At 43.0% G+C, this 235-nt stretch carries 1 pseudogene; it reads right to left on the reverse strand.

Going from position 1 to position 235, the window contains the following annotated elements:
* Window positions 1-235 (reverse strand): annotated as a pseudogene (locus FDX22_RS24060) (IpaD/SipD/SspD family type III secretion system needle tip protein); the annotation flags it as partial.

A 235-nucleotide genomic window follows, 5' to 3' on the forward strand; every position in this document is an offset into this window, starting at 1 on the left:
ACCTACTGTAGAATCTATTGCGTCACGAATCGGTTGTAGATCAGGGTAGACATACAGGCTATAAGTGCCATCAGCTTCCATCACCAAATAAAGCCGACAGTCCTCTTCTGGTGGTTCATTAAGATTAGCAACCGAATCAACCACCGTAATATTATCTATATCATCTCCAGGGTTACCTGTATTCATTTTCCCATCAGATCCTGCCTCTTCATGCGTTGCAATAACAAGCTGATCG

The sequence above is a fragment of the Citrobacter sp. TBCS-14 genome, assembly GCF_005280805.1.
GTDB lineage: Bacteria > Pseudomonadota > Gammaproteobacteria > Enterobacterales > Enterobacteriaceae > Citrobacter > Citrobacter gillenii.